At 65.2% G+C, this 21,971-nt stretch carries 24 protein-coding genes; 18 read left to right on the forward strand and 6 right to left on the reverse strand.

What is annotated here, in order from left to right; genetic code table 11:
* Positions 1–13: 13 nt before the first annotated feature.
* The 5 genes from O0879_RS07975 (at position 14) to O0879_RS07995 (ending at position 4,517) form a co-directional block, all read left to right on the forward strand.
* Positions 14–1,180: an ABC transporter substrate-binding protein gene (locus O0879_RS07975; RefSeq protein WP_099664533.1), complete on the forward strand. Its 1,167-nt coding sequence runs from the start codon at positions 14–16 to the stop codon at positions 1,178–1,180.
* Between the two features lie 105 nt (positions 1,181–1,285).
* Positions 1,286–2,158 carry a branched-chain amino acid ABC transporter permease gene (locus O0879_RS07980; RefSeq protein WP_035817692.1) on the forward strand — a complete coding sequence of 291 codons (873 nt, stop codon included), beginning with the start codon at positions 1,286–1,288 and terminating at the stop codon, positions 2,156–2,158.
* The gene (locus O0879_RS07985) at positions 2,155–3,117 is read left to right on the forward strand and encodes a branched-chain amino acid ABC transporter permease (protein WP_289915797.1); all 963 of its coding nucleotides are present in this window, start codon (positions 2,155–2,157) and stop codon (positions 3,115–3,117) included. Before O0879_RS07980 ends, O0879_RS07985 begins: the two co-directional genes overlap by 4 nt.
* Positions 3,110–3,823, forward strand: coding sequence for an ABC transporter ATP-binding protein (locus O0879_RS07990; protein ID WP_077402687.1), 714 nt, complete (start codon positions 3,110–3,112; stop codon positions 3,821–3,823). Before O0879_RS07985 ends, O0879_RS07990 begins: the two co-directional genes overlap by 8 nt.
* The gene (locus O0879_RS07995; RefSeq protein WP_289915800.1) at positions 3,816–4,517 is read left to right on the forward strand and encodes an ABC transporter ATP-binding protein; all 702 of its coding nucleotides are present in this window, start codon (positions 3,816–3,818) and stop codon (positions 4,515–4,517) included. Before O0879_RS07990 ends, O0879_RS07995 begins: the two co-directional genes overlap by 8 nt.
* Here the strand turns inward: O0879_RS07995 and O0879_RS08000 are convergent.
* Complete coding sequence (locus tag O0879_RS08000) at positions 4,514–4,978, reverse strand: alpha/beta hydrolase (protein ID WP_289915801.1); 465 nt, start codon at positions 4,976–4,978, stop codon at positions 4,514–4,516. The two genes, O0879_RS07995 and O0879_RS08000, sit on opposite strands and share 4 nt — an antisense overlap.
* Before the next feature lie 262 nt (positions 4,979–5,240).
* Positions 5,241–6,170: an HDOD domain-containing protein gene (locus O0879_RS08005; RefSeq protein WP_289915803.1), complete on the reverse strand. Its 930-nt coding sequence runs from the start codon at positions 6,168–6,170 to the stop codon at positions 5,241–5,243.
* A gap of 34 nt (positions 6,171–6,204) precedes the next feature.
* Here O0879_RS08005 and O0879_RS08010 point away from each other — a divergent pair, with 34 nt between their 5' ends.
* From O0879_RS08010 to fghA, 10 genes are all read left to right on the forward strand, one after another.
* Entirely contained in the window at positions 6,205–6,411 is a 207-nt protein-coding gene (locus O0879_RS08010) for a hypothetical protein (protein WP_289915805.1), read from the forward strand.
* Entirely contained in the window at positions 6,408–6,992 is a 585-nt protein-coding gene (locus O0879_RS08015; RefSeq protein ID WP_289911607.1) for a DinB family protein, read from the forward strand. The genes O0879_RS08010 and O0879_RS08015 overlap by 4 nt, the downstream gene beginning before the upstream one ends.
* A gap of 32 nt (positions 6,993–7,024) precedes the next feature.
* A complete protein-coding gene (locus tag O0879_RS08020; RefSeq protein WP_289915807.1) occupies positions 7,025–7,564 on the forward strand; it encodes a GNAT family protein in 540 nt (179 codons plus the stop codon).
* A gap of 111 nt (positions 7,565–7,675) precedes the next feature.
* Positions 7,676–9,274 carry an oleate hydratase gene (locus tag O0879_RS08025; protein ID WP_289915809.1) on the forward strand — a complete coding sequence of 533 codons (1,599 nt, stop codon included), beginning with the start codon at positions 7,676–7,678 and terminating at the stop codon, positions 9,272–9,274.
* A gap of 126 nt (positions 9,275–9,400) precedes the next feature.
* Positions 9,401–9,652, forward strand: coding sequence for a hypothetical protein (locus tag O0879_RS08030; protein WP_289905532.1), 252 nt, complete (start codon positions 9,401–9,403; stop codon positions 9,650–9,652).
* Positions 9,649–9,894 carry a hypothetical protein gene (locus tag O0879_RS08035; RefSeq protein WP_289911611.1) on the forward strand — a complete coding sequence of 82 codons (246 nt, stop codon included), beginning with the start codon at positions 9,649–9,651 and terminating at the stop codon, positions 9,892–9,894. Before O0879_RS08030 ends, O0879_RS08035 begins: the two co-directional genes overlap by 4 nt.
* Positions 9,895–10,050: 156 nt before the next feature.
* The gene (gene lepB / locus O0879_RS08040; protein ID WP_289915813.1) at positions 10,051–10,722 is read left to right on the forward strand and encodes a signal peptidase I; all 672 of its coding nucleotides are present in this window, start codon (positions 10,051–10,053) and stop codon (positions 10,720–10,722) included.
* A 48-nt stretch (positions 10,723–10,770) separates the two neighbouring features.
* The gene (locus O0879_RS08045; protein ID WP_289915816.1) at positions 10,771–11,634 is read left to right on the forward strand and encodes an NAD-dependent protein deacetylase; all 864 of its coding nucleotides are present in this window, start codon (positions 10,771–10,773) and stop codon (positions 11,632–11,634) included.
* Complete coding sequence (locus tag O0879_RS08050) at positions 11,634–12,179, forward strand: hypothetical protein (RefSeq protein ID WP_289915818.1); 546 nt, start codon at positions 11,634–11,636, stop codon at positions 12,177–12,179. The genes O0879_RS08045 and O0879_RS08050 overlap by 1 nt, the downstream gene beginning before the upstream one ends.
* Positions 12,180–12,251: 72 nt before the next feature.
* Positions 12,252–13,118, forward strand: a complete 867-nt coding sequence (gene fghA / locus O0879_RS08055) for an S-formylglutathione hydrolase (RefSeq protein ID WP_289915819.1) — start codon at positions 12,252–12,254, stop codon at positions 13,116–13,118.
* A gap of 9 nt (positions 13,119–13,127) precedes the next feature.
* Here fghA and O0879_RS08060 read toward each other — a convergent pair whose 3' ends face one another.
* The 4 genes from O0879_RS08060 to O0879_RS08075 all read right to left on the reverse strand — a co-directional run bounded on the left by O0879_RS08060 (position 13,128) and on the right by O0879_RS08075 (position 18,064).
* Positions 13,128–13,793, reverse strand: a complete 666-nt coding sequence (locus O0879_RS08060; protein WP_077402643.1) for a hypothetical protein — start codon at positions 13,791–13,793, stop codon at positions 13,128–13,130.
* A 177-nt stretch (positions 13,794–13,970) separates the two neighbouring features.
* Complete coding sequence (locus O0879_RS08065; protein WP_289915822.1) at positions 13,971–16,289, reverse strand: molybdopterin cofactor-binding domain-containing protein; 2,319 nt, start codon at positions 16,287–16,289, stop codon at positions 13,971–13,973.
* Positions 16,282–16,749 carry a (2Fe-2S)-binding protein gene (locus O0879_RS08070; RefSeq protein ID WP_034782880.1) on the reverse strand — a complete coding sequence of 156 codons (468 nt, stop codon included), beginning with the start codon at positions 16,747–16,749 and terminating at the stop codon, positions 16,282–16,284. The genes O0879_RS08065 and O0879_RS08070 overlap by 8 nt, the downstream gene beginning before the upstream one ends.
* Before the next feature lie 16 nt (positions 16,750–16,765).
* Complete coding sequence (locus O0879_RS08075) at positions 16,766–18,064, reverse strand: cytochrome c (RefSeq protein WP_289915823.1); 1,299 nt, start codon at positions 18,062–18,064, stop codon at positions 16,766–16,768.
* Positions 18,065–18,258: 194 nt separating this feature from the next.
* Between O0879_RS08075 and O0879_RS08080 the strand changes: the two genes are divergently transcribed.
* From O0879_RS08080 to O0879_RS08090, 3 genes are all read left to right on the forward strand, one after another.
* A complete protein-coding gene (locus O0879_RS08080) occupies positions 18,259–19,911 on the forward strand; it encodes a Na+/H+ antiporter (RefSeq protein ID WP_289905539.1) in 1,653 nt (550 codons plus the stop codon).
* Between the two features lie 195 nt (positions 19,912–20,106).
* Complete coding sequence (locus O0879_RS08085) at positions 20,107–20,688, forward strand: YfiR family protein (protein WP_289898996.1); 582 nt, start codon at positions 20,107–20,109, stop codon at positions 20,686–20,688.
* Between the two features lie 8 nt (positions 20,689–20,696).
* Complete coding sequence (locus O0879_RS08090; RefSeq protein WP_289915825.1) at positions 20,697–21,956, forward strand: diguanylate cyclase; 1,260 nt, start codon at positions 20,697–20,699, stop codon at positions 21,954–21,956.
* The last annotated feature ends 15 nt before the right edge of the window (positions 21,957–21,971 follow it).

Here is a 21,971-nt window from a genome sequence, read left to right on the forward strand (position 1 = left end):
CGGAGGAGACACGATGAAACGCACCTACACACGCATCGCCATGGCAGCACTGGTTGCCAGCGCCTGGATGACGCAGGCCAGCGCCGACGAATTCCTGGTCGGCGCGGAAATCCCGCTGACGGGCAACCTGGCGCGCGTCGGCGCCGGCATGCAGGAAGGCATCATGGTCGCAGCCGAGGTCTTCAACAAGACCAACGGCAAGCACACCATCAAGATCATCACCGTCGACGACGAATCGGCGCCCGCCAAGGCCATCGCCGCCGTGGAAAAGCTGGCCAGCCAGGGCGTGGTGGCCATCACGGGCGGCTATGGCTCGAACAATATCTCGCCCGCCTCGGACACGGCGAACAAACTGGGCCTCGTCTACATCACCTCGGGCGGCGTGGACGACAGCCTGGTGTCCAGCGGGCGCAAGAATTTTTTCCGCATCAATAACACGGCCGGCTACGAAAAAGCCATGCTGGGACTGCTGCAAGACGTGGGCGCCAAGTCCGTCTCCATCGTGTACTCGACCAAGGATGCCACCACGGGCCTGGCGAAGGATGTGGAAAAAGCCCTGGCAGCCAAGGGCGTGAAAGTGACGACGCACTCGTTCGACCCGGCGATTACGGACTTCAAGCCCATCATCAACAAGATCAAGCTGCAGGACAAATCGGAAGTGGTGGCCATGGTCGGCTATGAAAACGACTACGTGGGCATCATCCGCGCCGCCCGCGTCCTGAAGCCGAAGATCAAGGCCATGGTGGGCGTGTGGTCGCTGGCCACGCCAAAAATGGCGGCCGACTTCCCCGACCTGATGCCGAACGTCTTCGGCACGGCCCTGCTGCCCTTCCCTACCGAATTCAAGACGGCCGACGGCAAGGCCTTCAGCGACGCCTACAAGCAGCTGTACAAGAAGGAGCCGGACTACCTGGGCCAGTTCGGCTATGTGCAGTCGATGCTGCTGTTCGAAGCGATCGCGCGCGCGGCCGACAAGGGCACCATCAAGAAAGGCGGCGTGGCCGAGGAAATGCGCAAGACGGACCGCGAAACCCTGATCGGCCGGGTGCAGTTCGCCGCCAACGGCGACAACCAGAACTTCGTGCACCGCATGGCGCAGCACCAGGACAAGAAAGTGGTGATCGTCTGGCCGAAGGAACACGCGACGGGCAAGCTGGCCTATCCAGCCCTGCCCTGGTAGGCAGCCTCCCGCTGCGCACGCGCGCGTCCGCCCGGGCGCGCACCGATGAACGGCAGCCCTGGCGCATCCTCGCGATGCTCTTGGGCTGCCTGACGGGATGACGACATGACAGAATTAATCTTGCAAGCCCTGTATTCGGGCTTGCTGCAGGGCGGCTCCTACGCCCTGATCGCACTGGGACTGGCGCTGGTCTTCGGCACCATGAAAGTGATCAACCTGGCGCACGGCGAACTGGTGCTGCTGGCCGCCTACATCGCCTACAGCGTGGAATCCGGCCTGGGACTCGGTCCCATGTTCGCCATTCCCATCGCGCTGGTGATCGTCAGCCTGACGTCCGTGGGCGTCTACCTGATCGTCAGCCGCATCAAGAAGGACCGCGAAATCAATTCGCTGATCCTCACCTACGGCATCGGCGTCATCCTCACCAATTTCATCCTGCTCGTGTGGAAGGCCGACATCCGCTCGACGTCGTCCAGCTGGCTGCAGGAAGGGTTTGAAATCGGCCCGTTTTTCAGCATGCGCAGCGAAGTGATTTTCTTTGGCGTCAGCCTGGTGCTGATGGCGGCGCTGTGGCGCTGGCTGTCCACCAGCTGGTATGGCCGCGCCGTGCGCGCCGTCTCCAGCAACCGCGACGCGGCCAAGCTGATGGGCATCGACCCGGGCCGCACGGAACTGGTGTCCTTCCTGGTCGCCGGCATCCTGGCCGCCTTCGCGGGCGTCGCCCTGTTCAGCTATGGCGTGATCCAGCCGGCCTACGGCGGCGCGCTGACGGTGAAAGCCTTCATCATCACGGTATTGGCCGGCATCGGTTCCATTCCCGGCGTGCTGCTGGCCGCCGTGCTGCTGGGCGTGGCCGAGGCGCTGACGGTCACCCTGGCCAGCTCCGCGCTGCAGGAATTGTCCGGCATGGTGCTGTTCCTGCTTGTGCTGTTCATCATGCCGAACGGCTTGTTCGGCGCACAACGGAGGCGCGGATGAAGCGCTCGACACTGATTTCCACGGCGGGCCTGCTGCTGGCCGCGTATATCGTCGTGCCGCTGGCCCTGGGCGCCAACCAGTATGTGATGAGCATGGTGGTGGCGGCCCTGATCATCGGCGGCGTGGCCATGTCCTGGGCCCTACTGGGCAACCTGGGCGGCATGGTCAGCTTCGGCCACGCAGCCTTCTTCGGCGTAGGCGCGTATGTCTCCGCGCTGGCCACCGTAAAACTGGGCTTGCCCGTGTTTGCCGCCATGCTGCTCGGCGGCGCGGGCGCAGCCGTCGCCGCCGTCATCATGCTGCCCGTGCTGCGCCTGCGCGGGCCATACTTTGCGCTGGCCATCCTCGCCTACGCCCACATCTTCCGCATCCTGGCCACGGAATGGAGTTCCGTCACGGGCGGCGCCGGCGGCATCAACAATATCCCGGCCCTGCCCACCGTCTTCGGCTTCGACCTGGCCAGCAAGACGGGCGCCTACCTGGTGGTACTGACCCTGGTGGTGGCGTGCGCGTTTGCCTACAGCCGCATCCGCGCCAGCCATTACGGCATCGCCCTGCGCGCCATGCACGACAGCGAAGACGCCACGCGCGTCGTCGGCGTCAACAGCACCTTGCTGAAAGGCGCCATGCTGCTCGTGTCGGCCTTCATGGCGGGCCTGTTCGGCGCCTTCAACGCCCACTACATCAATTTCCTGGAACCGGACTACGCCTTCAACAGCCTGTGGGTGACCTTGCCCATCGTGGCGGCCATCTTCGGCGGCTACCGCACGATACTCGGCCCCGTGCTGGGCGCCGTGGTGGTCTACCTGGTCGACCAGCTGATTTTCAAGTCGCTGATCCCCACGGGCCACCAGCTGGTGCTGGGCGTGCTGCTGGTGGCGATGATCGTCTTCAGTCCGAACGGCTTGCTGCCGCTGCTGCGCAAACTCGTCAAAGCGAAGGAAAAAGCACATGCTTGAACTCGATAATGTGTCCGTGCGCTTCGGCGGCCTGACGGCCGTCGATTCCGTCACCCTGAAGGTGGGCAGCCACGACGTGATCGGCCTGGTGGGCGCGAACGGCGCCGGCAAGACCACCCTGTTCAACGCCATTTCCGGCCTGGTGCGCCCCACCAGCGGCGGCATCCGCTTCGAGGGGCGCGACATCATGGCCACGCCCATGTATCAGCGCGCGCGCCTGGGGCTGGGCCGCACCTTCCAGATCCCGCAGCCCATGCATGAATTGACGGTGCGCGAAAACCTCGTCGTGGCGCAGCGTTTCGGCACCGGCAAGGTGGATATGCGCAAGATCGATGAAATCCTCGATTTCACGAGCCTCGCGGACAAGGCGCAGCGCGACGCGGCCAGCGAACTGGCGCTGACGGAATTGAAGGCGCTGGAAGTGGCCAAGGCGCTGGCGACGAACCCGAAACTGCTGCTGCTCGACGAAGTGCTGGCGGGACTGGAAACGAATGGCAAGCGCCGTTTCATGGGCATGCTGAAGGATTTGCATGCCGCCTTTGGCGTGGGCATCGTCATGATCGAGCACGATATCGAAACCATCAGCAATCTGTGCCAGCGCGTGGCCGTGCTCAATTTCGGCCAGCTGATCGCCGACGGCACGCCGGATTGCGTCTTCCGCGACCCTGCCGTCATCGAAAGCTACACGGGAGCCGCGCATGCTTAACATAGAGAATCTGCGCGCCGGCTATGGCGCCATCAATGTGCTGTGGGATGTGTCGCTGTCCATCCAGAAGGGCAAGCTGACCACCATCATCGGCCCGAACGGCGCCGGCAAGACGACCCTGCTGCGCGCCATCATGGGCTTGCTGCCCGTCGGCGCGGGCAGCATCGCGCTCGATGGCACGCCCATCAACGGCACGCCGACGTGGAAAATGAGCGACGCGAGGGTCACGATGATACCCGAGGGGCGCATGACGTTCCGCGACATGAGCGTGGAAGAAAACCTGATCATGGGCGCCTTCCCCAAGGAGCACCGCAGCCACATGCCCGCGCGCCTGGCCGAAGCCTACGCCATGTTCCCCCGCCTGCACGAGCGCCGCAGGCAGCTGGCCGGCTCACTGTCCGGCGGCGAGGCGCAGATGCTGGCCATGGCGCGCGGGCTGATGTCGGATCCATCGCTGCTGATCATCGACGAACCTTCGCTGGGCCTGGCGCCGCTGGTGGTCAACGAACTGTTCGACATCCTCGCGCGCCTGAACGACGGCAAGCGCACCATCATCCTCGTCGAGCAGAACACAGCGCGCGCCGTCGGCGTGGCCGATCACGTCTACTTGATGCAAAGCGGCAAGGTGGCGCTGTCGCAGGCCGCTGCCGAGGTCGACCTCGAGCACCTGCATGCACTCTACTTTGCGCGCTAATCGGCGGCAAACACCAGCTCCGGCATCTTCGCCACGCAATCGAGGTTCAAGGGCGCGCGCGGGTCGCGCAAGAATGCCAGTGTCAGCTGTCCGCCGCAGCGGTTGAACATGGCGCCATGCGCCTGGCCCGCTATCTGCACGAAGCGCGCGTTGGGCATGCTGCGCAGCAGGCGCCGGCCCCAGGCTGGCGGCGTGACGGGATCGAATTCGCCGGCCAGGATCAGCACCGGCACGTCGCTCTTCACGGCATCGTTTGCCTGCGCCGCAGCCGCTGCAACGCGCCAGGCGCCGCACATCCCGGGCGTCGCCGTGCGGTTATCCATGCCGCCCAGCCCCAGGGCCGGCGCCACTTGCACGGCCATGCGGTCGGGCTGCTCGAACGGCATCTCCTCGCCGCACCAGATCGACAGGCGCAGTCCCCAGTTGAAGCTGGAAGGAGCGCTGCGCAGCAATGGCAGCAAGCCTTGCGGACGGTGCGAAGGCCGGTTTGACGGGCAGTGTGTCCGGCGCGGCGGCGCAGGGCTGCGCCGCTGTTACCAAACACGCGGCGGCAAGCATGGAACGGCGAAATGGAAGCAAGGAACCTCCTCGGCAGCATGGGCGTACGACAGGATGGAATGGCAGACGGGCCACTCATTTAGTTGCCAGATTACCACGCAATCGCGGCCCTGGCCGCAAGAATCTGCTACCGGGCCGGGGTGCCGTTCGACCGGCCTGCGGCCGTCACTCGTCGTCCTCGTCGTCCTCGTCGTCCTCGTCATCGGCCAGCTTGTCAAACACCTGCAGCTCGGCCTTGCTCAGTCCCGTCATCACGAAGGGATCGTCGGCAGGAAAGCGGCCAGTATCGACCAGCATGCGCAGCTTGCTCAAGCGGTCGCCCAGCGCCAGCGCTTGCGCCTGCGGATCGGCGTGGTCATCGGCGCCGGCCTGCCCGATCGCGCGGGTCACGGACTCGGGAAACTCCCATAACTCGGCGATCCGTACCGACAAGTTGCGCGCTTGCGCAAACACCTGGGCAATGAAAGCGTCCGATTGCGGAAAGGCATCGGGCGCGTGCATCTGGTCGATCAGGCGGAACGCCACCACCAAGCCCACATTGGCCATCAGCCCCGCCAGATAGGCGTCGAAGGCGTTGGCCTGCATTGCGGGCGCGACCAGGTTGGCCGCCAGCGCACATTTCTCGGACTGGCGCCAGATCAGCGGCGCCGTGCGTATGGTCAACCCGCCGCTTTGCATGCTGACGATGGGGCGGAAGGCGACGCGGGCGAGCAGCATGCGCATGCCGTTTTGCCCGAGCAGCATGATGGCGCCTTCCATATTGTTGATCGACGGACTGGCGTTGTAGCGCGAATGGTAGCGGGGCCGGTTCGCTTCGCGGTAGACCTCGGCGACCAGCGGCACGTCCTGGGCCAGCTGGCGCGACAGCTCGGCCGCGCTCATGTTTTCGTTTTGCAAGGTACGCATCAACTGCGGAATGATGGCCGGAATGCGCGGCACCAGCGCGGCACCGGCGATCGGTTCACTGGCCAGGCGCGTCAATTCATCCAGAATCTGCTGTTCGGCCTGCGCTGTCGCCTGCGCCGAACCAGCGGCCGCCAGCCAGCGGTAGTAGATGGCATCGATTTCAGTGATGGTCGCTGGCTGCCGTGTCATCTCGGGCGCCGCCGCTGCCGTGACTGGCGCAAGCTTGCTTTTTTCGCCGCCGTTCAGTAATTTTCCTATCCAACCCATTTTGCTTTTCCAGCCCTATATGCATCACTATCGCGACATCCGCTGCGCGATTTTACTTGATGACAGCCGTGCCGGTGCGGCGGGCGTGGCCGCCTTGGTCCACCTGCCGCAAAGTGCTACAGTGGCGCTCTCGCAGTTCCCCTCTTTGCAAGGTAAATCATGAGCAACATGCTGGCCCGCTACGTCACCACCCAGGCGTACAACAACGCCTGGAGCAACCACCGCCTGCTGAAAGCCTGCGGCGAGCTAAATCTGGCCGAATTCCAGGCGACGCGCGTCAGTTTTTTCCCCACCATCCAATTCACCCTGAATCACATCCTCACATGCGACTGGTTTTATCTCGACGCGCTGGAGCGCGAGCTGCGCGGCGAGGCGCCGCATGCCGACTGCTATGCCTTCTTTGAACAGGACGAGCCATTTACCGACTGCGCCACGCTGCAGGCGGCCCAGCATGCATCCGACGCGCGCCTGATCGCCCACTGCCGCAGCCTGTGCGACACCGACCTGGCGCGGCCCGTGACGATCCTGCGCGACACGCCGCAAGTCGATACGCGCCAGCGCATGCTCGCGCATTTGTTCCAGCACCAGATCCACCACCGGGGGCAAGTGCACGCCATGCTGGCCGGCACGCGCATCGCGCCGCCCCAGCTCGACGAATTCTATTGCGCCGGCGAAGCGGGCGAGCGGGCGCAGGATTTTGCGGAACTGGGGTGGACGGAAGACGACGTCTGGGGACTGCGTTGACGCCTTCCTCGCTCATGCTCCCACACGATCCCATGCCAGACCTCGACCGCCTTCAGTTGTTCCCGCCCTCCAGCGCCGACCTTCCCGCTTTGCTGGCCTTCGAACTGGAAAACCGCGCGTATTTTGAAAACTGGGTTACGGCGCGCGCGCCGTCCTATTACCACCAGGAAGCCATCGCCGCCGCCATCGAACAGGCGCAGCGCGAACGCCAGCAAGACCAGGCTTACCAGTACCTCGCCAAGCTGGACGGGCAGATCATCGGCAGGGTCAACCTGACGGCCGTCACGCGTCCCTATTTCAACAAGGCGACGCTCGGCTACCGCATCGGCGAACGGTTCGGCGGACGCGGCTACGCCACGCGCGTGGTGGCCCTGCTGCTGGAAGAGGCTTTCGGCACACTGGAACTGTGGCGCCTGGAAGCGACGGCGCGGCCGCAAAACCTGGGCTCGGTCGCCGTCATGCAGCGCAACGGTTTTCACCAATATGGCCGTTCGGAAAAAGCCATGCGCTTCCAGGATGCCTGGTCGGACTTGCTGTACTTTGAACGACGCAAGGAACACGCGGGCGCCTAAAAAAAACCGAGCAACTGCTCCATAAAGCAGGCAATCCTCACCTGATGTTGTAAAATAGGCAAATTTGGCGCGACGTCGGCCATGTCGCTTGCCAGCCTTTCGCGCACGCGGATGCACTCACACTCAGGGAACAACATGCGCAATACAGACAAGAAAGCCTACCTCGTCGGCGGCGGCATCGGCTCGCTGGCCGCGGCCGCCTTCATGATACGCGACGGCGGCATGCAAGGCAGCAACATCACCATTTTCGAAGCGTCGCCCGTGACCGGTGGCAGCCTCGATGGCGGCGGCAATGCCGAAGATGGCTATACCCTGCGCGGCGGGCGCATGCTGACCACCGACAATTACGAGTGCACCTGGGACTTGTTCAGGAGCATCCCCTCGCTCGAGCATGCGGGCCAGAGCGTCTACGACGAAACCGTCGCCTTCAACGAACTGCACCTTCCCCACTCGCGCGCGCGGCTGGTCGACCGCAACCGTTTCAAGGTCGACGTCAGCAGCATGGGCTTTTCCATGCAGGACAGGCTGGAACTGCTGAAGCTGACGGAAGCGGACGAAGACACGCTGGGCAGCAGCGCCATCACGGACTGGCTCTCGCCCGCATTCTTCGACACCCGGTTCTGGACCATGTGGGCCACCACGTTCGCCTTCCAGCCCTGGCACAGCGCCGTCGAGTTCAAGCGCTACCTGCACCGCTTCATGCTCGAGTTTTCGCGCATCGAAACCCTGGCAGGCGTCAAGCGCACCGTCTACAACCAGTACGATTCGCTGGTGCGCCCGCTGGTCGCCTGGCTGCAGGCGCAAGGCGTGAACCTCATCATGGATTGCACGGTGACCGATATCGAGGTGCAAGAATCCGATGGCCGCCTGAGCGCCACCGCCATTGCCTGCCAGCGCCGCGGCCTGGCCGACGTGGTCCCCGTCGCCGCGGGCGACCTGGTGTTTTTCCAGAATGCCTCGATGACGGATGCATCCAGCTATGGCAGCATGCACCGCGCGCCCGCCAGGCGCACGAAGCACGACAGCCATGGCTGGCGCCTGTGGGAAAAGCTGGCCGAGGGCCGGCCGGAACTGGGACGCCCCGCCGCCTTCAACAGCAGCATCCCCGAATCGTACTGGGCCTCGTACACGGTCACCTTGAAGGACAGCGCCTTCTTTGACCGGATGGAGCAATTCACGGGCAACAGCGCGGGCACGGGCGGCCTCGTCACCTTCAAGGACAGCAACTGGCTCATGTCCATCGTGCTGGCGCACCAGCCCCATTTCGCGGGCCAGCCCGAGGGCGTGCAAGTGTTCTGGGGCTATGCGCTGCACCCTGACCGCATCGGCAACTTCGTCGCCAAGCCCATGTCCGACTGCAGCGGCGAGGACATCCTGCGCGAGCTGTGCGGCCACCTGAACTTCGACCTCGACATCATGGCCACGGCGAACTGCATTCCCTGCCGCATGCCATACATCACCAGCATGTTCATGCCCCGCGCGAAGAGCGACCGTCCCCTGCCCGTGCCGGCCAACTCCGTCAACCTGGCCTTCGTCAGCCAGTTCGTGGAAATCGCCGACGATGTCGTCTTCACCGTGGAATACTCGGTGCGCGCGGCGCAGACGGCCGTCTACCAGTTGCTGGGCGTGCAGCGCGCAGTGCCGGCCATCCACGCGCACGACAAGTCGCTGAAGGTCAAGCTGGACGCCGTCATCAAGGCGTTCAAATAGCCGTATTTTGCGGGCTCAAGGCCGTTTTCAGGCTATCGGCCGCGACTTTGTGGCAGCGCAAGGCACCGTGATAATGGACTGATAACGTCAAGGTTCGGGAATCTTATCTATCTTGCAAAGTCCAACATGAAAGTGCGGCTACGCCTGTTCGAACATGTGCTGCTGGTGCTGGCATTGGCCGTCGTCATCTTTGCCGCCGCTATCGTGCTGGCACGCATGACGCAGTGGGCGGAAGCGCAGGAATTGCCCGTCTATCTCGTGCAGGGCATGCACCTGGTGGGCAAGGTGCTGTTTTTCCTGGACGGCTGCATCGTCATCGCCGTCAGCAGCATTCTGGCCGCCCGGCTGTTCCGCCTGCTCACCAAGGAGGATTTATGAACGACCTTCACTACCTGTTCACGCTCCGGCATCCGCGCCGCTTCTGGTGCAGCGCCATCGCCATCGCCGTGGCCTCGGCCATCCTGCTGGGTCCATGGCTCGACAGTATTCCCTGGCTGGTGGCGATTCCCTTCGTGGCTGGCGGCTTGCTGGTAGCGCTCGGCGAGCTGTGGGACGAGATGCACGGCAAGCGCCGGCGCAACGGCGACGACGATGCGCATGCGCCGTGCCGGCATCCCTGAGACAGGGTGATGCGTGCACGCAACAATACTCACGCCATCGGTCGCGCCTGCGTTGATTTAAGACTGGCTTCAGCCTTGCCGTGCATCGTGATATGGCGTCAGCAGCAATGGCGCTTCCCTTCACCCTCACGGGCACTGCCCAGCGAAAGAGCCGACATGAGCACATGGATGCGCGCCAACAAAGGTTTTTTGATGTTCCTTCTGCTGTTCGGCGTGTTCCGCACGGCCGTGGCGGACTGGAATCCCATCCCGTCGGCGTCGATGCGCCCCAACCTGCTCGAAGGCGACGTGGTCTTCGTCAACCGCCTCGCCTTCAACCTGAAAGTGCCGCTCACCGATATCGTGCTGCAGCGCCTGGGCGAACCGCAGCGGGGCGACATCGTCACCTTTTCCTCGCCGAAAGACGGCACGCGCCTGATCAAGCGCATCATCGCCCTGCCCGGCGACACGGTGGAAATGCGCGATGAGCAGCTGGTCATCAATGGCCAGCCCGCCCAGTACACGGCGCTCGACACGGCCCCGGAAACCATCGCCCACGTGGGCCAGCTGACGGCGCAGCGCATCCGCGAACGCAACCAGACCGAGCAGCACCGCATCCAGGTCTTGCCGCAAATCGCGGGCGCGGCGCGCAGCTTTGCCCCCGTGACGGTGCCAACCGACCATTTCCTCATGCTGGGCGATAACCGCGACAACAGCGCCGATTCGCGCTACTTCGGCTTCGTGCCGCGTGCGTTGCTGATCGGCAAGGCCGAGCGCATCCTCGTGTCGGCCAATATCCAGGAGCATTGGCAGCCGCGGCTGCAGCGCTTCGGCATGAAACTGGAATAAACATCCCTCCTGCAACGGCGCCATGCTTTTCGGTTAGCATGGCGCATCATGCAAAATTTTTCCTCAGCCAGCCTGTGGTCCGCCAACGACGATCTTGCCCTCGATCAGCTGGCGCAGTTCCTGCGGCGCCATCCCGACGTGCTGCTGCTGACGGGCGCCGGTATCAGCACGGCGTCCGGCATACCCGATTACCGCGACACGCAAGGTGTGCGGCGCGGCAATGCGCCCGTGCAAGGTCCCGATTTTCGCCGCCAGGAAGCCGTGCGCCGCCGCTACTGGGCGCGCAGCATGGTAGGCTGGCCAACCCTGGCGCGCGCTACGCCGAATCCCGGCCACCTGGCCATCGCGCAACTGGCCCGGCGCGGGAAAATAGGCGGCCTGGTCACGCAAAACGTGGATGGACTGCATCAGCAAGCGGGCAATACCGCCGTCACGGAGTTGCACGGCAGCATACATGGCGTGGTCTGCCTCGATTGCCGGGCTCGCCACACGCGCCGCCTGATCCAGGATCAGCTCGAACACGACAATCCGCAGCTGCTGGGCGCCACGGCCACGCCGGCGCCCGACGGCGACGCCTTGCTGGAGCCGTCGCAGCTGGCCACCTTCCACCTGCCTGTCTGTCCCCGCTGCGGCGGTACCCTGCAGCCGGACGTGGTGTTTTTCGGCGATGGCGTACCCGCCGCCTGTGCGGCCGAAGCCGAAAGCAAGATGCACACGGCCAGCGCCCTGCTGGTGGTGGGCTCGTCCGTCATGGTGTATTCCAGTTTTCGTCTGTGCCGCATGGCGGCCGAAACGGGCAAGCCCGTGGCCGCCATCAACTTGGGCAAGACGCGCGCCGACCATTTGCTGGCCTTCAAGACGGAAGCGCCGGCGCAAGATACCCTGCCGCTCCTCGCGGCCATGCTGGATTGATGCGGTCCCTGCCGCTGCCACGCGGATCGGCACGCATGCTGGCCGGTGCGGGCATCGCCGTGCTGCTGCATGTGCTGCTGTGGCAAGTACTGCGTTCAAACAAGCTGCCGGTCCCCCCTTTGCTGCCGCAGCGCAGCACGCAAATGCTGTTTTTGGCCCCCGTAGCGCGGCCCGCGCGCCCCCTGCCGCCAGCCGTCTCAAAAAGCCAGGCGCGACCCCGGCATGTCGTGGCCATCACGCCCGCGCCAGCGCCAGCAGCAATGCCCGCGCCCGCTGCCGACGCCGCCGCATTGCCGCCGCCCGCTGCGCTCGATCTTGACGCCTTGAAACACCAGGCCAGGGAAGCGGCGCGCCAGGAGGGGCCATCCCTCGCCGGGCCAGCATTGACAACCAGCAACAAGACGGCGCAAGCCATCACCAGCGCCGCGCGGCCCAGGTGCGACAACGATTACAAGCCACGGCTGGGCAATGTGGAATTCACCGGCCTGGCCAAGCTGCCCTTCCTGCTGAAAGGCGCGACGGGCGACAGCGGCTGCAAGTGGTGACGCGCCGCCGGCGCCCGCCCATGACAGCGCTCCCCCACTCTGGCTATACTGTGAGATTAACGAGGAGAATTCATGCTGGAACTGTTGAGTGAACACGCCTGTTTTGGCGGGGTACAACGCTTTTATCGCCACGACGCGCAAGCCATCGGCTTGCCCATGCGTTTCTCGGCCTTCATTCCCGATACGGCGCCAGGCAGCGTGGCCGCCACCAAACGCCCCGCCCTGTTTTACCTGGCTGGTCTGACTTGCACGGAAGAAACGTTCATGATCAAGGGCGGCGCGCAGCGCGTGGCGGCCGAGGAAGGCTTGATCCTGATCGCCCCCGACACCAGCCCCCGTGGCGCGAACATCGCGGGCGAGAGCGACTCCTGGGATTTCGGCGTGGGCGCCGGCTTTTACGTGGACGCCACCGAGGCGCCATGGAGCAGCCACTACCGCATGTACAGCTACATCCTGGAATTGCGTGCCCTGCTGGAGCAGGAACTGGCGATCGATGCGCAGCGCACGGGCATTTTCGGCCACTCGATGGGCGGCCACGGCGCGCTGGTGCTGGCCTTGCGCAACCCGGCACTGTTCCGCTCCGTTTCCGCCTTCGCCCCCATCGCCGCACCGAGCCAATGTCCGTGGGGCAAGAAAGCGTTCACGGGCTACCTGGGCAGCGACGAGGCCAGCTGGCAGCAATACGACGCCAGCGCGCTGATGCGCGGCCTGCAGGGACTGCCGATATCATTTCCCGAAGGCATCTTGATCGACCAGGGCCTGGCCGACAAGTTCCTGCCCGAGCAACTGTTCCCCGACGTCTTCGAAGCGGCATGCCGCGACGCTGGCCAGCCCCTGCAGCTGCGCCGCCATGCCGGCTACGACCACGGCTATTACTTCATCGCCAGCTTCATGGAAGAGCACCTGCGCTTCCATGCGAAGAACTTGCGCGCCGCCTAAGCTGCTGCGCTACTGCGCCGTGCTGGTATGCCCGTTGAAATGGCGCGTGTACCAGTCCGTGGCCAGCAAGGCGGCCTGATGGCGCGTGTCGGGGCCACCAGGGGCGGCGATCTGTTCCAGTTGTTTGTCGCAGCGCAAGGTGGCGAACGCCATGCGGTTCAGGCCGGCCACGTCGGGGTCGCGCCCGCCCACGATCAGCAGGGACGGCACGCGCACGTTTTCCAGCGCCGCCTTGCCAGCCATTTCCACCTGGCCATCGCACACGGCCAGCGCGGCGATTTCCGCGCTGCGCCAGGCCGCCAGCTGCATCACGACGGCCGCGCTGGTGCCATAGCCATACAGGCCGCAGGGCAAGCGCCGCGTGGACGGGTCGAGCTGCAGCCAGCCCAGGGCTTTTTCCAGCTGGCGCGCCAGCAGCACGATATCGCTGCGCACGAAATACGCGTGGCCATTGCTGCCGCCGCCAGGCTCGACGCCGCCCTGGTCGAAGCGCAGGGTGGCGATGCCCGCCCGCAAAAAATCCTGGGAAGTGGCGTGACTGGAAGCGCCCAGATAGTCACTGTCGGCGCCTGCACCGTGGGCAAACAGGACGATGCCCACCGGCCGTTCGGGCATTTCAAGCACGCCATCCATTTGAAGTTCATCGGCCGTAATGCTGACAAATTGTTCTTGCATGGTTGCCTCCGCAATCGAGCTGGGATCAAGCTAAAGCTGAAGTCAAGCTGTACGCTGATTTTACGCTGATCTCGCCGGGCCGGGGACAGCCTGGGTGCCCCGGGCGGCTAACTTCAGTGTAGCAGCCCGCGGCCATTCCTGCGCAGCCGTTCGCGCATCGTCACCGGCAAGGCAGGACTATACGGCGCCGTGCCGGTCCAGCCCCTTCAGCACGGCTTCCGGGCGGATTGGCAAATGCCGCACGCGCGACGCCACGGCGGCGAAGATGGCGTTGCCGATAGCCGGCGCCACGGCCGTCGTGGGCGGTTCGCCCATGCCCGTCGCCGTGTGCGTGCTGGCGACGAATTCGATGTCGAGCTCGGGCACGTCGGCCATGCGCAGGGGCGTGTAGGTATTCAGGTTGGTATCCTTCACTTCGCCGTTCAGGAAAGCCGTGCCTTCATGCAAGGCCATGCTCACGCCCCACAGGGCGCCCCCTTCCGCCTGCGCCAGCGCGCCATCGGGGTCGACGATGCTGCCCGCATCGATCACCATGAACAATTTTTCGACTTTCACCATGCAAGTGCTGCGGTCCACCTTGACCCGGGCGACGCACGCCGTCCAGGTGGGCATGTCGCGTTCCTGGCCGAACGTGGCGGCGATGCCCAGGCCCGTGTCGGGCGGCATGGCCTTGCCCCAGCCCGCCTTGTCCGCCACGCGCTGCAGCACGTGGGCCAGGCGCGCGGCGCCACCGACGGCGTTCGGCGCGCTGCCCGCATTGCGGCCCGACGCCTGCAGCAAGGACAGGCGGAACGCCAGCGGATCGACCTTGGCCGCCTGCGCCGCCTCATCCATGAAACTTTCCACAGCCCAATTTGTCCAGCCGGGCCCCACGGAACGCAGCCAGCCGGGACGGAAACTGCTGTTGGCCAGGTCGTTCGACACGGCCCGCACGCGCTGCGCGCCCACCGCATACCAGTGGTCGGCGCCGGCGATGGCGAACGGATCATACGGATGGCCCTGCTTATCCTTGGCCAGGAAGGCGGGGATCATCGCTTGCGTGGGCCAGCCGGCGCTGGCCTCGTGCACCATCGCCGACACCTTGCCCGCATCGTCGAACGCCATGCGCACATGCTGCACGGACGGCGAACGGGGCGAATCGAAGCGGGCATCGTCGGCCCGCGTGCAGATCATCTTGACGGGGCGCCCCACGGCTTGCGCGGCCAGGGCGGCCGGCACGCAGTAATCGCCATTCAGGCGCCGCCCGAAGCCACCACCGAGCAGATAGGTGTGCAGCATGACATTGCTCTCGGGCACCTTCAACGCTTGCGCCAGCACGGGCAGGATCAGCGATTGCCACTGGTTGCCCGCATGAATGTGCCAGACGCCGTCGATTTCCTGCGCCAGGGCATTCACGGGTTCCAGCTGGAAATGCAGCACGGTGCTGGTCGTGTAGTGGCGCTCCAGTTGCAGGCTGGCATCCTTGAACGCTTGCTCCACGCCATCATCATCGACCACGCGCGCGCCCAGGCTGGCATCGGCCAGCTGCTTGGTGGCGTAGTTGAGGATATCCTGCTCCGCCACGTGGGCCGCCGCGCCAGCCCGCCATTTCACTTGCACCAGCTCGGCCGCGCGCATGGCGGCCGCATACGTTTCGGCCACCACCATGACCCAGCCGGGTACCGTGCCGCTGGGGTCTTGCAAGGCAAACGAACGCAGGTAGCCCTTGACCTTTTTCGCGGCCGCATCGTCGATGGACACCACTTTCGAACCGTAGCGCGTGGGCGGAATCTTCGGGCGCGCATACAGCATGCCCTCGACGTGCGCATCAATGCCATACACGGCCGCGCCATTGATTTTCGCGGGAATGTCGAGCGCCTGCACGTGCTGGCCGATCAGGCTGCGCTGCTGCGGCGTTTTCAGCACGATGGCCTTCAATTGTTCCAGCGTGTACTGGCGCGCCAGCTTGCCACGGCGCACAATGTCGCCATAGCTGATCGACCTTCCCCGGCCATGCACGATGCCCAACCTGGCGTGGCAGGCGGACACGGGCACGCGCAGCAGGCGCGCGCCCTCCTCGACCAGCGCCAGGCGCCCGGCCGCGCCAGCACGGCTGAGCGGGTCGAAATTCTGCCAGACGGACCAGCTGCCGCCCGTCACCATCAAACCCCATTTCGGGTCCGTGTCCACATAATGCAGGCGTACCTTGCTCCAGTCCGCTTCCAGCTCTTCGGCAACGATGCGCGCCAGGGCCGTACCGATATGCTGGCCCATTTCCGCCTTGGCGATATTGACAGTGATCATGCCATCGCGGCCGATCTGGAACCAGATGCTGGGGTCGAACACGGGCGCGGCCGGCTTGGCGGGCGGCACGCGTGCCACCTTGCTGTCGGCCAGGGAACTGTCGGCGCGCAGGAAGGCCAAAGTAAACCCCGTGCCGGCGGCGGCGATCAGGAAACCGCGCCGGCCCAGCGAGCTGGGACGGGCGGCAGAATTTTCTTTCGGCAACTTAAACACCGGGCGCCTCCTGCATGCCGGCCGCCAGCTTGATGGCCTTGCGGATGCGCACATACGCCATGCAGCGGCACAGGTTGCCGCTCATGACGGCATCGATATTCGCATCCGTCGGTTGCGGATAATCTTTCAACAAGGTGGCCGCCTGCATGATCTGGCCCGACTGGCAATAGCCGCACTGGGGCGCCTGCGTGGCCAGCCAGGCCCGCTGCAAAGGATGCGTGCCATCGGGCGAGAGGCCTTCGATGGTGGTGATGGCGCAGCCGGCCACGGCGGCAATCGGCGTGATGCACGAACGCATGGCGCGGCCATCCACGTGCACGGTGCAGGCGCCGCACATGCCGATGCCGCAGCCAAACTTCGTGCCCTTCAAGTTGACTTCATCGCGCAGCACCCACAGCAGGGGCGTCTCGGCGTCGGTCTCGGTGCCGAAGGGCTGGCCATTGACGGTAATGTTATACATAAGAAACTTTCAAGAGTTACTTGCCGGCGCGCGTGCGCGCCACGGCCGCTTCCAGGTTCGTCCAGGCCGGCTGGTGGCTGCGGCTGCGGCGCAGATAGGCGGCCAGCTGGGCCACGTCATTGTCCGTCAGCGAGGAGGCAAAGCCGGGCATCAGCACGCCGGGCATGGCCGCATCCTTGCTGATGCCGTGCAATATCACCTGGATCAGGTTGGCGGGATCGGGCGCGCTGACGGCGCTGTTCAGGCTCAGTTCCGGGCGCAGGGCCACGGGCCGGCCATCGCTGTTCGAGTGGCACGACGCGCAGGCAGCCACGTACAGGCTGGCGCCACGGTCGTTGTCGACCAGACTGACCCTCTGCGAGCGGGCGATGCCGGCCTTCACCACGGCATCCGTATCGACCTGGCGTTGTTCAGCGCCGGCCACGCCGGCAAAATATACGGACAGCGCGCGGATATCGCTATCGGGCGAGGCGCCCATGCCTTCGTGCACGACGGCCGACATGGGTCCTGCCGCCACGCCGTGCAGGGCCGTCGCGCCCGTGCGCAGGAAGGCGTACAGCTCGTCCTGCGTCCATGGCAAGGGGGCCGTGTTGGCGCTGGTCAAGGCCGGCGCATACCAGTGGTCGATGGCCGCGCCCAGATAGGGCGAACCGGCCAGTTCGGCGCCCAGCGCATTGCGCGGCGTGTGGCAGGCGGCGCAATGGGCCAGGCCTTCGGCCAGGTAACGGCCCCGGTTCCAGTCCAGGCCTTGCGCAGGATCAAGCTGGAAAGGCGTTGGCTTGAAAAACAGCAACTTCCATCCCGCCTGTAGCGGCCGCAAGTTCAGGGGAAACGGCACGGTATTGGCGGGCGCCACCGCATACACGGGCGGGCGCGTCATGAAATACGCGTACAGGGCCGTCAAGTCCGTATCCGAGACGAGGTTGAAATGCGTGTACGGGAAGACGGGATACAAATGGGCGCCATCGCGGCCCACGCCTTCGCGCATGGCCCGCTGGAAGGCGGCCAGCGACCAGCGGCCGATGCCCGTTTGCCGGTCGGGCGTGATATTCGTCGCGTAGATCGTGCCGAACGGCGTGGCCAGGCCGTGCCCGCCCGCGTAATCGGCGCCGTCCCTGGCCGTATGGCAGGCGGCGCAATTGCCCATGCCCGCCAGGATGCGGCCCCGCTCCACCACTTGCTGGGAAAATGCCGTGGCGGCAGGCGGATCGATGGGCGCCAGCGCGGGGCGCCAGTAATACAGATACGCGGCCAGGGCCGCCACGATGAGCAATGCCAGCGACAACAGCAGGCCTGTGAAGATTTTCTTGAGCAAAACAGGAACCAGTGAAAAGTAAAGGCCAGGGTGTAAGCAAGGCGCACGGGCCGCCGGCCAACGGCGGCGGCAACAGGGCCACGGTGACAATCTTACCGCGATTGTGACTTGTTGTATGTACGCAATGACACGCAGGCAACGCCGCAGGCGGGCTGCGCCTTATAATCAGCGTTTCAGCACGCCGCCGCTCCTTCATGCATACCGTTACCATCATCCTCATCCTCGTCCTGACCGTCGTCCTGTGCGGCTTTCTCGCCCGCTCGCGCTGGGTCAAGCTGCCGCTGCCCCTGATCCAGATCGCCGGCGGCACGGGTTTGGCCTTGTTTGGCGTGCAAGTGCCGCTCGATCCCGACATTTTCTTCCTGCTCTTCATCCCGCCGCTGCTGTTTCTCGACGGCTGGCGCATCCCCAAGGGCGCCTTCTTTTCCGACGCGCGCTCGATCCTGATGCTGGCCATCGGCCTGGTGCTGTTTACCGTGCTGGGCATGGGCTTTTTCATCGACTGGCTCATCCCCAGCGTGCCGCTGGCCGTCGCCTTCGCGCTGGGCGCCATCCTCTCGCCGACGGACCCCGTGGCCGTCTCGGCGATCGCCGCCGGCAACCCCATCCCGCCGCGCCTGATGCACATCCTCGAAGGCGAATCGCTGCTGAACGACGCTTCGGGCCTGGTCTGCTTCACGTTTGCCGTAGGCGCCATGATGACGGGCGGCTTTTCCATCGGCGCCGCCTCGCTGAGTTTCCTGCAGGAAGCGGGCGGCGGCATCGTCATCGGCCTGGCCATCTCGTGGGGCGTGGGCCTGGCGAATAAATGGCTGGTGAGCAAGGTGGGCGAAGAGCCGGGCCTGCAAATCCTCATCAGCATACTGATCCCGTTCGCCGCCTACCTGGGCGCCGAGCAAATCCACGGTTCCGGCATCCTGGCCGCCGCCACGGCGGGCGTGTCCATGCATTACGCCGACCTGATCGGCCGCCCGCTGGCCGCCACGCGCACCCAGCGCAAGGCCGTGTGGGATACCGTGCAACTGGTCTTGAACGGCGTGATCTTCGTCATGCTGGGCGCGCAACTGCCCGCCACCGTGGCCGGCTTGCCGGCCGCCTCCGCCGAAATCGGCGCCGGCAGCGCCTGGAAGCTGCCCCTGTTCGTCATCGCCATCACGGTGGGGCTGACCTTCATGCGTTTCCTCTGGGTCTTCATTTCCATGAAACTGACCCTGTTCAAGCACCACAAGAAAATCGCGGGCGAACCGAAGGACGCGGCGCTGCTGGCGCGCCCCAGCCTGCGCCTGCTGCTGGTGGCGTCGTTCGCGGGCGTGCGCGGCGCGCTGACCCTGGCCGGCATCCTGACCCTGCCCCTGTTCTTGCCCGATGGCAATCGTTTCCCGGCGCGTGACCTCGTCATCTTCCTGGCCATGGGCGTGATCCTGCTGTCGCTGCTGCTGGCCAGCGTCACCCTGCCCCTGCTGACCAAGGGCCTGGTGTTCGCGCCGCCCGCGCGCCGTTCGACGGAAGAGCGCAATGCCCGCGCCGCAGCCGCCGAAGCGGCCATCGCGCGGCTGGAAAAAGTGTGCGAAGGCATCGACAAGAATGACAAGCAGCAAGTCGTCACGGAAGCGGCCAACCGCCTGATCGAAGCCTACCGGCGCCGCCTCGCGTATGGCGAAAGCAGCAACGACGAGGCGATGCGCTTGCAGGAACTGGCCAAGGCCGAGCGCGCGCTGCGCCTGGAAGCGCTGAATGCGGAGCGCGATGAACTGTTCCGCCGCCGCATTTCGGGCGAACTGGACGACACCATCCATTTGCGCCTGCTGCGCGAAATCGACTTGCTGGAAGCGACACTGGAAGAATAGCAACACTCTGGCGTGCCACGGCAGTGTTGACAAGTAATTCTCATGGTAAAGAATGCAAGTTTTCACATTCGTGTTTATAATGCAAGGTTGTATGGCGTAGCGCCGTGATTTACTTTCAACCGGGACTTCCGTAGAGTCTGTGTTGCTGAGTAACAGTATAAGTAGCCACCCGACCCGAATAAAGACACCGACGCCGTGCCCTCCTCCCCCCGCCACCGGCAGCGCTCCGCGCCGCCAGCCCTGTTCGCTGTCGTGCTGCTGGCTTCGCTGCTCGCCGGCACCGCGCTGGCGCCGTGCGCGGCGTGGGCGCAAGCGGGCGCGGCGGCCGACGCCAGGCGTCCCGCCGAGGTGGCCCAGGTCCTATTTGGCATCGTCAGCTATGTGCGCTGGCCCGTGGCGCGCCAGGAAGTGCGCGTCTGCATGGTCGGTGCGCCCCGTTACGGCGCGGCCATCGTCGACACGCCCGCCTCCAGCCTGGGCCAGCGCATCCGCGTGAAAATCCCGGCGCTGGCAAGCGCGGCCAGCGAATGCGACGTCGTCTACCTGGGCAGCCTGCCCGAGGGCGAACGCGAGCACTTGCTGGCGCAGCTCATCGGCAAGCCGATTTTATCGGTCGCCGAACCCGGCACGTCGTGCACCGTGGGCACCATGTTCTGCCTGCGCCTGAACGAGGCGCAGATCGGCTTTGACGTCAACCTCGACGCCATCGCCCGCAGCGGCCTGCGCGTGCATCCGAACGCCTTGCAAATTGCACGTCGCAAGGGACCGCCGCCATGAGCGCCCGCATGAGCACCAAGCCTGCCCGCGCGCCCCGCCCCACGCTCGACAGCGTGCTGCGGCGCGCCCACCTGAGCGTGTCGCTGATCGCCGTGCTGGCGGCCGGCCTGACCCTGACGGCCGTGGCGCTGCTGGCCCTGCGCGTGTATTCGGACCAGAACCTGCGCCTGGTGGCCCGCTCGATGAGCTACACGGTGGAAGGGGCCGTCGTCTTTGGCGATTCCCAGGCCGCCAGGGAAGCGCTGGCCTTGATCGGCGTCAATGAAGATATTGACCAGGCGCAGGTGAGCGACACGGCCGGCAAGGTGCTGGCCCGCTGGGAACGGGGGCAACATGGCACGCGCTACTACATCGAACGCGCGCTGACGGGCTGGATGCTGCCCGATTCGCTGACTTTCCCCATCACGCGCAATGACCAGGCCATCGGCAACATCACCCTGGTGCCGCACAGCCGCAGCCTGCTGCCCTTCCTGCTCAGCGGCCTGGCCTGCCTGCTCGCCTGCCTGGTGCTCAGCCTGGCCGTCGCCGTGCGCCTGTCGCGCCGCATGGAAACGGAAATCACGTCGCCCCTGCGCCACCTGGCGGAAACGGCCCACCGCGTGCGGCGCGACCGCTCGTTCGAATTGCGCGTGCCGCCAGCCAATATTGCCGAGTTGAACCAGATCAATGACGACTTCAACGCCCTGCTCGACGAACTGGAAGCATGGCAAAGCCATCTGCAAAAGGAAAACGCCTCGCTGTCGCACCGCGCCAACCACGACAGCCTGACGGGCCTGTCGAACCGCGCCTTCATGGAAGCGGAGCTGGAACACGCCATCCTCGAAGCGCGGGTCGGCAATGGCAAGGTGGCCGTGCTGTTCCTCGACAGCGACCGCTTCAAATACATCAACGACACCTTCGGCCATGCCTCGGGCGACCGGGTGCTGGTGACGATCGCCGCGCGCATCAAGCAGCAATTGCGCGAGGGCGACCTGGTGGCGCGCCTGGGCGGCGACGAATTCGCCATCCTGCTCAAGCCGCTGCGCAACAGCAGCGACGCCATGCACATCGCCGACAACATCATCGCTGCCATGGCGCAAGCCATTGAATTGCCCACTGGCAACAGTATCGTCAGCTCGCTGACCATCGGCGTGGCCGTCTTCCCCGACCACGCCATCGACGCCGTCTCGCTGGTGGGCGCGGCGGACGAAGCCATGTACCGCGCCAAGCAGGCCCAGCGCGGCACGCGCCAGGTGGCGCGCCTGCCGCAACCCCATATTCCCCCCTGAACCAAGGAGCAACAC

It is taken from the genome of Janthinobacterium sp. SUN120, from assembly GCF_030397735.1.
Taxonomy (GTDB): domain Bacteria; phylum Pseudomonadota; class Gammaproteobacteria; order Burkholderiales; family Burkholderiaceae_D; genus Janthinobacterium; species Janthinobacterium kumbetense.

What these genes read in the sequence shown, in the direction of transcription:
- O0879_RS07975 (WP_099664533.1), top strand. Translation starts at nt 14, where the DNA reads ATGAAACGCACCTACACACGCATCGCCATGGCAGCACTGGTTGCCAGC.
- O0879_RS07980 (WP_035817692.1), top strand. Translation starts at nt 1,286, where the DNA reads ATGACAGAATTAATCTTGCAAGCCCTGTATTCGGGCTTGCTGCAGGGC.
- O0879_RS07985 (WP_289915797.1), top strand. Translation starts at nt 2,155, where the DNA reads ATGAAGCGCTCGACACTGATTTCCACGGCGGGCCTGCTGCTGGCCGCG.
- O0879_RS07990 (WP_077402687.1), top strand. Translation starts at nt 3,110, where the DNA reads ATGCTTGAACTCGATAATGTGTCCGTGCGCTTCGGCGGCCTGACGGCC.
- O0879_RS07995 (WP_289915800.1), top strand. Translation starts at nt 3,816, where the DNA reads ATGCTTAACATAGAGAATCTGCGCGCCGGCTATGGCGCCATCAATGTG.
- O0879_RS08005 (WP_289915803.1), bottom strand. Translation starts at nt 6,170, where the DNA reads ATGACACGGCAGCCAGCGACCATCACTGAAATCGATGCCATCTACTAC.
- O0879_RS08015 (WP_289911607.1), top strand. Translation starts at nt 6,408, where the DNA reads ATGAGCAACATGCTGGCCCGCTACGTCACCACCCAGGCGTACAACAAC.
- O0879_RS08020 (WP_289915807.1), top strand. Translation starts at nt 7,025, where the DNA reads ATGCCAGACCTCGACCGCCTTCAGTTGTTCCCGCCCTCCAGCGCCGAC.
- O0879_RS08025 (WP_289915809.1), top strand. Translation starts at nt 7,676, where the DNA reads ATGCACTCACACTCAGGGAACAACATGCGCAATACAGACAAGAAAGCC.
- O0879_RS08030 (WP_289905532.1), top strand. Translation starts at nt 9,401, where the DNA reads ATGAAAGTGCGGCTACGCCTGTTCGAACATGTGCTGCTGGTGCTGGCA.
- O0879_RS08035 (WP_289911611.1), top strand. Translation starts at nt 9,649, where the DNA reads ATGAACGACCTTCACTACCTGTTCACGCTCCGGCATCCGCGCCGCTTC.
- lepB (WP_289915813.1), top strand. Translation starts at nt 10,051, where the DNA reads ATGAGCACATGGATGCGCGCCAACAAAGGTTTTTTGATGTTCCTTCTG.
- O0879_RS08045 (WP_289915816.1), top strand. Translation starts at nt 10,771, where the DNA reads ATGCAAAATTTTTCCTCAGCCAGCCTGTGGTCCGCCAACGACGATCTT.
- O0879_RS08050 (WP_289915818.1), top strand. Translation starts at nt 11,634, where the DNA reads ATGCGGTCCCTGCCGCTGCCACGCGGATCGGCACGCATGCTGGCCGGT.
- fghA (WP_289915819.1), top strand. Translation starts at nt 12,252, where the DNA reads ATGCTGGAACTGTTGAGTGAACACGCCTGTTTTGGCGGGGTACAACGC.
- O0879_RS08060 (WP_077402643.1), bottom strand. Translation starts at nt 13,793, where the DNA reads ATGCAAGAACAATTTGTCAGCATTACGGCCGATGAACTTCAAATGGAT.
- O0879_RS08070 (WP_034782880.1), bottom strand. Translation starts at nt 16,749, where the DNA reads ATGTATAACATTACCGTCAATGGCCAGCCCTTCGGCACCGAGACCGAC.
- O0879_RS08080 (WP_289905539.1), top strand. Translation starts at nt 18,259, where the DNA reads ATGCATACCGTTACCATCATCCTCATCCTCGTCCTGACCGTCGTCCTG.
- O0879_RS08090 (WP_289915825.1), top strand. Translation starts at nt 20,697, where the DNA reads ATGAGCACCAAGCCTGCCCGCGCGCCCCGCCCCACGCTCGACAGCGTG.